The sequence below is a fragment of the Pseudomonas muyukensis genome (assembly GCF_019139535.1).
GTDB classification, from domain to species: domain Bacteria; phylum Pseudomonadota; class Gammaproteobacteria; order Pseudomonadales; family Pseudomonadaceae; genus Aquipseudomonas; species Aquipseudomonas muyukensis.
The window spans coordinates 803,487-812,500 of the sequence record NZ_CP077073.1 but is presented as its reverse complement, the minus strand read 5'-3'; the positions used below and the strand labels follow the sequence as shown (position 1 = coordinate 812,500).

General features: G+C 63.9%; 7 protein-coding genes. 5 read left to right on the top strand and 2 right to left on the bottom strand.

From position 1 onward, the window contains the following. Nucleotides 1–468 precede the first annotated feature (468 nt). Nucleotides 469–1,689: a CaiB/BaiF CoA transferase family protein gene (locus tag KSS95_RS03795; protein WP_217851801.1), complete on the bottom strand. Its 1,221-nt coding sequence runs from the start codon at nucleotides 1,687–1,689 to the stop codon at nucleotides 469–471. Nucleotides 1,690–1,704: 15 nt separating this feature from the next. After that, a complete protein-coding gene (locus KSS95_RS03790; protein ID WP_217851799.1) occupies nucleotides 1,705–2,886 on the bottom strand; it encodes an acyl-CoA dehydrogenase in 1,182 nt (393 codons plus the stop codon). Between the two features lie 164 nt (nucleotides 2,887–3,050). On the opposite strand from KSS95_RS03790, the gene KSS95_RS03785 reads away from it, so the two are divergent. From KSS95_RS03785 to scpC, 5 genes are all read left to right on the top strand, one after another. Beyond that, nucleotides 3,051–3,950, top strand: a complete 900-nt coding sequence (locus KSS95_RS03785; protein WP_217851797.1) for a LysR family transcriptional regulator — start codon at nucleotides 3,051–3,053, stop codon at nucleotides 3,948–3,950. A gap of 437 nt (nucleotides 3,951–4,387) precedes the next feature. Next, nucleotides 4,388–5,509: a Re/Si-specific NAD(P)(+) transhydrogenase subunit alpha gene (locus KSS95_RS03780; RefSeq protein WP_217851795.1), complete on the top strand. Its 1,122-nt coding sequence runs from the start codon at nucleotides 4,388–4,390 to the stop codon at nucleotides 5,507–5,509. A gap of 11 nt (nucleotides 5,510–5,520) precedes the next feature. Beyond that, a complete protein-coding gene (locus KSS95_RS03775; RefSeq protein ID WP_008097413.1) occupies nucleotides 5,521–5,835 on the top strand; it encodes an NAD(P) transhydrogenase subunit alpha part 2 in 315 nt (104 codons plus the stop codon). Nucleotides 5,836–5,837: 2 nt separating this feature from the next. Continuing rightward, nucleotides 5,838–7,274: an NAD(P)(+) transhydrogenase (Re/Si-specific) subunit beta gene (locus tag KSS95_RS03770; protein ID WP_217851793.1), complete on the top strand. Its 1,437-nt coding sequence runs from the start codon at nucleotides 5,838–5,840 to the stop codon at nucleotides 7,272–7,274. A 189-nt stretch (nucleotides 7,275–7,463) separates the two neighbouring features. Beyond that, nucleotides 7,464–8,957 carry a succinyl-CoA:acetate CoA-transferase ScpC gene (gene scpC, locus KSS95_RS03765; protein WP_023631270.1) on the top strand — a complete coding sequence of 498 codons (1,494 nt, stop codon included), beginning with the start codon at nucleotides 7,464–7,466 and terminating at the stop codon, nucleotides 8,955–8,957. The last annotated feature ends 57 nt before the right edge of the window (nucleotides 8,958–9,014 follow it).

Sequence of the window (9,014 nt, the reverse complement as noted above, 5' to 3'; positions counted from 1 at the left end):
ATTAGGGGAAGGACCGCGTCAGGGCGCCAGGGGCCCGCCATAAGCCTTGCAGCGCCTATCAGATCGAGCGCCGCCCGCGCGGCGCTTCGCCGGCAAGCCGGCTCCTACAGGTTTGTTTCGGGCCAATGAATCCTGGAAAAGTACCGGCGCCTGCCCGGGTGCATGGCGTGAGTCGGGCAGGGCGGCGGCAACGCCCACGCTGAAACCGCGGCGTACCGACAAGGCGGACCAGGGGATGGCGCAGAACAGATTGGCCCGAAACAAATGTAGGAGCCGGCTTGCCGGCGAAGCGCCGCGCGGGCGGCGCTCGATCGCCCAGGCGCTGAATACCTATCGGCGAACACCTCGCAAAGCCAGCCCAATCTCAAGACAGCCCCTGCCGCCCCCAACACCTATCTAAATAGCCCCCCAAAACAAAACCGGGGAGACCTCCCAGCCTCCCCGCTATCTCCTACCTATATAGAAGCCTCAAACCACCCCAGCCTCCCGCAACCGCTGCACATCCCCCGCAGCCAGCCCCAACACATCCCCCAACACCGCCTCGGTATGCTCGCCCAACAACGGTGGCGCCAGACGATACTCCACCGGCGTCTCCGACAGCCGGAGCGGGCTGGCCACCTGCGGCACACTGCCCGCCAGCGGATGCGGGACATTCACCGCCAGCCCCCGCGCCAACACCTGCGGGTCCTGGAACATCTGCCCCAGGTCATTGATCGGCCCACAAGGCACGCCTGCTTGCTCCAAAGCCGCCACCCACTGCGCCGTGGTCTTGAACACCGTCGCCTGGCGAATCAGCGGGATCAGCTCAGCACGGTTGGCCACTCGCTGCTTATTAGTAGCAAACCGCGGGTCGTCCGCCCACTGCGCCTGCCCCGCCACCTCGGCAAACTTGCGGAACTGCCCGTCATTGCCCACGGTAAGAATGAAGTTGCCATCCGCCGTCGGGAAATCCTGGTAAGGCACGATATTGGGATGCGCATTGCCCAGCCTGCGCGGCGGCGTACCGGTGGTGAGATAGTTCATCGCCTGGTTCGCCAGGCAGGCCACCTGCACATCCAGCAACGCCATATCGATATGCTGGCCAACCCCGGCCTGGTCACGGTGGGCCAGCGCTGCCAGGATCGCCACGGTGGAATACAAGCCAGTAAGGATGTCGGTCAGCGCCACGCCCACCTTCATCGGCCCAGCCCCCTCCTCGCCCTCCGGGCGGCCCGTCAGGCTCATCAAGCCGCCCAACCCCTGGATCATGAAGTCGTAGCCGGCGCGCTTGGCATAGGGCCCGGTCTGGCCAAAGCCGGTGATCGAGCAATAGACCAGTTTCGGATTGACGGCCTTGAGGCTGGCGTAATCGAGCCCGTAAGCCGCCAGGCCACCCACCTTGAAGTTCTCGATGACCACATCCGACTTCGCCGCCAACTCACGCACCAGGCGCTGGCCTTCGGGCTGAGTGAAGTCGATGGTCACCGACCGCTTGTTGCGGTTGGCCGACAGGTAATAGGCCGCCTCGCTGGTGTTCTCGCCCTGGGCATCGCGCAGAAATGGCGGCCCCCAGGACCGCGTATCATCTCCTGCCCCCGGGCGCTCGACCTTGATCACGTCGGCCCCGAGGTCGGCAAGAATCTGGCCTGACCAAGGGCCAGCCAATACCCGGGAAAGATCCAGCACCCGCAGATGGGAAAGCGCGCCCATGGCCTGGCTCCTCTATTAATAGAACGCCTGAATGCCAGTTTGCGCACGCCCCAGGATCAGCGCATGCACGTCATGGGTACCTTCGTAGGTGTTGACCACCTCGAGGTTGACCAGGTGGCGCGCCACGCCGAACTCGTCGGAGATGCCGTTGCCGCCCAGCATGTCGCGCGCCAGGCGGGCAATGTCCAGCGCCTTGCCGCAGGAGTTGCGCTTCATGATCGAGGTGATTTCCACCGCCGCGGTGCCTTCGTCCTTCATGCGCCCCAGGCGCAGGCAACCTTGCAGGGCCAGGGTGATCTCGGTCTGCATGTCGGCCAGCTTCTTCTGGATCAGTTGGTTGGCAGCCAGCGGGCGGCCGAACTGCTGGCGGTCCAGGGTGTACTGGCGGGCGGTGTGCCAGCAGGCCTCAGCAGCGCCCAGGGCGCCCCAGGAGATGCCGTAGCGGGCCGAGTTCAGGCAGGTGAACGGGCCTTTCAGGCCACGCACATCGGGGAAGATGTTCTCTTCCGGCACGAACACGTTGTCCATGACGATTTCACCGGTGATCGAGGCGCGCAGGCCGACCTTGCCATGAATCGCCGGCGCGCTGAGGCCTTGCCAGCCCTTTTCCAGGACAAAGCCGCGGATATCACCGGCATCATCCTTGGCCCAGACCACGAACACGTCGGCGATCGGGCTGTTGGTGATCCACATCTTCGCGCCCGTCAGACGGTAGCCGCCATCGACCTTGCGTGCCCGGGTGATCATCGAGCCTGGGTCGGAACCGTGGTTGGGTTCGGTCAGGCCGAAACAGCCGATCCACTCGCCGCTGGCCAGCTTCGGCAGGTACTTCTGCTTCTGTGCCTCGGTGCCAAACTCGTTGATCGGCACCATCACCAGCGACGATTGCACGCTCATCATCGAACGGTAGCCAGAGTCGATGCGCTCCACCTCGCGGGCGATCAGGCCGTAGCACACATAGTTCAGGCCGCTACCGCCATATTGCTCGGGGATGGTCGCGCCGAGCAGGCCGACTTCACCCATCTCGCGGAAGATCGCCGGGTCGGTCTGCTCATGGCGGAACGCCTCCAACACGCGCGGCGCCAGCTTGTCCTGGGCGAACTGATAAGCGCTGTCGCGGACCATGCGCTCTTCTTCAGTGAGCTGCTGGTCGAGCAGCAGCGGGTCGATCCAGTTGAAGCTTGCTTTACCGGCCATGTGCGGATTCCTCAAACAGTGGGAAACGAATTGTTGTGCTGCATTGATCCTAGGCTTGATCGGGCAGCGGAACAAACGAGGATTGCGCACCATTTAGTGATATTTTCTCACTCCATGAACAGCCAAAAGCCCTGGTTAACGGCGAACAAGTGAGGTTGACGTACATGCGCCGCAAGATTCCCAGCACCACCGCCCTGGTCTGCTTCGAGGCCGCGGCGCGCCACGAGAGCTTCACCAAGGCCGCCCACGAACTGGCCCTGACCCAAGGCGCCGTCTGTCGGCAGATCGGCGGGCTGGAAACCTTCCTCAATGTGGAACTGTTCCGGCGTTCGCGCCGCGGCGTGAAGCTGACCGAAGCCGGGCTGTCGTACAGCCGCCAGGTCGCCGCGCAGCTGGATGCGGTGGAGCGCGACACCCTGTCGGTGATGCGTCAGCAAGGCGCCAACGTGATCGAGCTGGCGGTGGTACCCACCTTCGGCACCCAGTGGTTGCTGCCACGTCTTAAGGATTTCCAGCATCGCCACCCCGAGGTTACGGTCAACCTGACCAACCGCACCCGCCCGTTTCTGTTCGCCGACACCGCCTTCGATGCCGCCATCTACTTCGGCGACGCCGACTGGTCGGGCACCCAGGCGCACCGGCTGATGGGCGAGAACCCGATGCCGGTCTGCAGCCCGGCGTTGCTGGCCGGGCTGGATGGCCTCGATGCCCGGCGCATCGGTGAACTGCCGCTGCTGCAACAGACCACCCGCCCCTACGCCTGGCGACAATGGTTCGCCAGCCTGGGCATGAGCGTGGAGCGGGACATGACCGGCCCACGCTACGAACTGTTCTCGATGCTGGCCCAGGGCGCCATGCATGAGATGGGGATAGCGCTGATCCCGCCCTTCCTGATCCAGCGCGAACTGCAGGAAGGCCGACTGGTGGTCGCTAACAGGCATGCCCTGGCCAGCGACAAGGCCTACCATCTGATGATCCCCGAGCGAAAGGTGGAGTCCGCCTCGCTACGGGCTTTCCGCGACTGGCTGGTGGCCCAGGCGCAGCAGTACACCGCCGAGAAGTAGTGCGGAAGCGGATAAGCTGACCTCGTAGTCAATTATTTTTGACACCTACAGATATATGGATTTGTCGCAAATCCGTAATCTGTTCCGTTCGCCTGTAAAAACGCAGCAACCCTAGTCACTGCGCGGGTTTGCAGGTTATTTTGCGACATTCAGCAAGCCGACAACGAAAACAGCGGAATATTTTTCAATTTTTCTCCTAAGCTCCGAATAGCGCGTGCTTGACGGGCCGGAACCCAATCGTTGCGACATACGGTCACAGGGTGACTTGTAGTTTTAACTTCGTTTCGCTTCAGAACCGGTTGAAGGCCCAAAGGTTCGTCTGCAAAATGCCTCCCCGCCCCGGATTCGGCGGGGTCGTGCTCTACGACCGCCCAGCCGCACCACCCGAAGTGCGCTGGTTTCTACAAAGACAAAAGGTCACCGCAGGAGACAAAGTCGTGCACATTGGTGTTCCTCTCGAGACGCAGACGGGTGAGACAAGGGTCGCCGCGACCCCGGAAACCATCAAGAAACTGGTTGGCCAGGGCCATCAGGTCACCGTGCAACGGGGGGCAGGGCTCAAGGCCAGCATTCCGGACAGTGCCTATGAAGCCGTGGGCGCCACGCTGGGCGAAGCCGCCGACGCCTTTGGCGCGCAGCTGGTGCTCAAGGTGGTCGCGCCCAACGACCAGGAACTGGCGCTGATCAACAGCTCCAGCCTGCTGGCGGGCATGCTCAACCCGTTCAACAACGAACTGATCGCCAAGATGGCCGAGCGCGGCATCACCGCCTTCGCCCTGGAGGCGGCCCCGCGCACCTCGCGCGCCCAGAGCCTCGACGTGCTGTCTTCGCAGGCCAACATCGCCGGCTACAAGGCCGTGCTGCTGGCCGCCCACCACTACCCGCGCTTCATGCCCATGCTGATGACCGCCGCCGGCACCGTTAAGGCCGCCCGCGTGCTGATCCTCGGTGCCGGCGTGGCCGGCCTGCAGGCCATCGCCACGGCCAAGCGCCTGGGCGCGGTGATCGAGGCATCCGACGTGCGCCCGGCGGTGAAGGAGCAGATCGAGTCCCTCGGCGCCAAGTTCATCGACGTGCCCTACGAGACCGACGAGGAGCGCGAGTGCGCCGAAGGCGTGGGCGGCTATGCCCGGCCAATGCCGGCCAGCTGGATGCAGCGCCAGGCCCAGGCGGTGCACGAACGCGCCAAGCAGGCCGACATCGTCATCACCACTGCGCTGATTCCCGGGCGCAAGGCGCCAACCCTGCTCAGCGCCGAGACCGTGGCGCAGATGAAGCCCGGTTCGGTGGTCATCGACCTGGCCGCAGCCCAGGGCGGCAACTGCCCGCTGACGGTGGCCGACCAGGTGGTGATGGAGAACGGCGTGACCATCGTCGGCCCGACCAACCTGCCAGCCCAGCTCGGTGCCGATGCCTCGGCGCTGTATGCACGCAACCTGCTGGACTTCATGAAGCTGCTGTTCGACAAGGACGGCAACCTGGTCATCAACCTCGAAGACGACATCGTCGCCGCGTGCCTGATGTGCCGCGACGGCCAGGTCGTGCGCAAGAACGGCTGAGGAGCACGACAATGGAAGACATGCTGATTTCCCACGGCATCTACAACCTGATCATCTTCGTGCTGGCCATCTACGTGGGCTACCACGTGGTATGGAACGTCACCCCGGCCCTGCACACCCCGTTGATGGCGGTCACCAACGCCATTTCCGCGATCGTCATCGTCGGCGCCATGCTGGCCGCCGCGCTGACCGTCACCCCGGCCGGCAAGGTCATGGGCACCCTGGCCGTGGCACTGGCGGCGGTGAACGTGTTCGGTGGCTTCCTGGTCACCCGTCGCATGCTGGAAATGTTCAAGAAGAAAACCAAGAACGAGGCGCAGAAGTAAGCATGAGCATGAATCTGGTAACGCTTCTGTACCTGGTCGCCTCGGTCTGCTTCATCCAGGCGCTCAAGGGCCTCTCGCACCCGACCACCTCAAGGCGCGGCAACCTGTTCGGCATGATCGGCATGGGCATCGCGATCCTCACCACGGTCGGCCTCATTTACAAGCTTGGGGCTGAGCTGGCCACGGCCGGCATCGGCTACGTCATCGTCGGCCTGCTGGTCGGCGGCACGGCCGGTTCGATCATGGCCAAGCGCGTCGAGATGACCAAGATGCCCGAGCTGGTCGCCTTCATGCACAGCATGATCGGCCTGGCGGCGGTGTTCATCGCCATTGCCGCGGTGCTCGAACCGCAGTCGATGGGCATCGTCGCCGCCATCAGCGACCCGATCCCCACCGGCAACCGCCTGGAGCTGTTCCTCGGCGCGGCGATCGGTGCCATCACCTTCTCGGGCTCGGTGATCGCCTTCGGCAAGCTGTCGGGCAAGTACAAGTTCCGCCTGTTCCAGGGCGCACCGGTACAGTTCGCCGGCCAGCACAAGCTGAACCTGATCCTGGGCCTGGCCACCATCGCCCTGGGGCTGCTGTTCACCTTCACCGGCCACTACAGCGCCTTCACCCTGATGCTGGCCCTGGCCTTCATCATGGGCGTGCTGATCATCATCCCGATCGGCGGCGCCGACATGCCGGTGGTGGTGTCGATGCTCAACAGCTATTCGGGCTGGGCGGCAGCCGGTATCGGCTTCTCGCTGAACAACTCGATGCTGATCATCGCCGGCTCCCTGGTGGGCTCCAGCGGTGCGATCCTCTCGTACATCATGTGCAAGGCGATGAACCGTTCGTTCTTCAACGTGATCCTTGGCGGCTTCGGTGGCGACACCGACACCGGCGCGGCCCAGGGCTCGAAGGAACAGCGCCCGGTGAAATCCGGCTCGGCCGACGACGCCACCTTCCTGCTGAGCAACGCCGACAGCGTGATCATCGTGCCCGGCTACGGTCTGGCCGTGGCCCGCGCCCAACATGCGCTCAAGGAGCTGACCGAGAAGCTCACCCACAACGGCGTGACCGTGAAGTACGCGATCCACCCGGTGGCCGGGCGCATGCCCGGGCACATGAACGTGCTGCTGGCCGAGGCCGAGGTGCCATACGACCAGGTGTTCGAGATGGAAGACATCAACGCCGAGTTCGGCCAGGCCGACGTGGTACTGGTGCTGGGCGCCAACGACGTGGTCAACCCGGCGGCGAAGAACGATCCGAAGTCGCCGATCGCCGGCATGCCGATCCTCGAGGCGTTCAAGGCCAAGACCATCATCGTCAACAAGCGCTCCATGGCCAGCGGCTATGCAGGCCTGGACAACGAACTGTTCTACCTGGACAAGACCATGATGGTGTTCGGTGACGCGAAGAAGGTCATCGAGGATATGGTCAAGGCGGTGGAGTAAGGCTTTTCGCTGCAAACCGCGCGTTACAAAGAAGGCCCCGGCGAGATTCGTCCCGGGGCCTTTGCGTTTCGATGATCCAGATCAACGGCTCTATCCCAAGGCTTCTCATACGACCATGGTCGTGGGACGGCAAGGGGCAATATCTCTAGACTGCGCTGCAGTAGTTTCAGTAGCCCGAGATAACAATCCATGTACCGTGATCGTATCCGCTTGTCCTCCCTGCACAGCAAGGTAATGAGTGCGGCCGATGCCGCTGGCCTGATCGAGGACGGCATGACCGTCGGCATGAGCGGCTTCACCCGCGCCGGCGAAGCCAAGGCCGTGCCCCACGCCCTGGCCGAACGCGCCAAGCAGTCGCCGCTGAAGATCAGCCTGATGACCGGCGCAAGCCTGGGCAACGACCTCGACAAGCAACTGACCGAGGCCGGCGTGCTGGCCCGGCGCATGCCGTTCCAGGTCGACAGCACCCTGCGCAAGGCCATCAACGACGGCAAGGTGATGTTCATCGACCAGCACCTGTCGGAAACCGTCGAGCAGCTGCGCAACAAGCAGCTGACCCTGCCGGACATCGCGGTCATCGAAGCGGTGGCGATCACCGAACAGGGCCATATCGTGCCGACCACCTCCGTCGGCAACTCGGCCAGCTTCGCGATCTTCGCCAAGCAGGTCATCGTCGAGATCAACCTGTCGCACAACGCCAACCTCGAAGGCCTGCACGACATCTATATCCCGACCTACCGCCCGACCCGCACGCCGATCCCGCTGGTGAAAGTCGACGACCGCATCGGCAGCACCGCGATCCCGATCGACCCGGCCAAGATCGTCGGCATCGTCATCAGCGACCAGCCGGATTCGCCCTCCACCGTGCTGCCGCCTGACCACGAGACCCAAGGCATCGCCGACCACCTTATCGCCTTCCTCAAGGGCGAGGTGGACGCCGGGCGCATGAGCAACAACCTCGGCCCACTGCAGGCTGGCATCGGCAGCATCGCCAACGCCGTGATGTGCGGCCTGATCGAGTCGCCGTTCGAAAACCTGACCATGTACTCCGAAGTGCTGCAGGACTCGACCTTCGACCTGATCGACGCCGGCAAGCTGAGCTTCGCCTCGGGCAGCTCGATCACCCTGTCGAGCCGCCGCAATGCCGACGTGTTCGGCAACCTGGAGCGCTACAAGGACAAGCTGGTGCTGCGTCCGCAGGAGATCTCCAACCATCCCGAGGTCGTCCGTCGCCTGGGTATCATCGGCATCAACACGGCGCTGGAGTTCGACATCTACGGCAACGTCAACTCGACCCACGTCTGCGGCACCAAGATGATGAACGGCATCGGTGGCTCGGGTGACTTCGCCCGCAACGCCCACCTGGCGATCTTCGTCACCAAGTCGATTGCCAAGGGCGGCGCGATCTCCAGCGTGGTGCCGATGGTCAGCCACGTCGACCACACCGAGCATGATGTGGACATCCTGGTGACCGAGGTGGGCCTGGCCGACCTGCGCGGCCTGGCACCACGCGAGCGCGCCCGGGTGATCATCGACAACTGCGTGCACCCAGACTACCGCGCGGCGCTCAACGACTACTTCGAGCGCGCCTGCCAGCGTGGCGGGCATACTCCGCATATCCTGCGCGAAGCGCTGAGCTGGCACGAGAACCTGGAAGAAACCGGACGCATGCTGGCCGGTTGATCATCTTTACGGCTTGAAATTGCCGGGGGCGCTTTGCGCCCCGTTCCGACCGGTCCG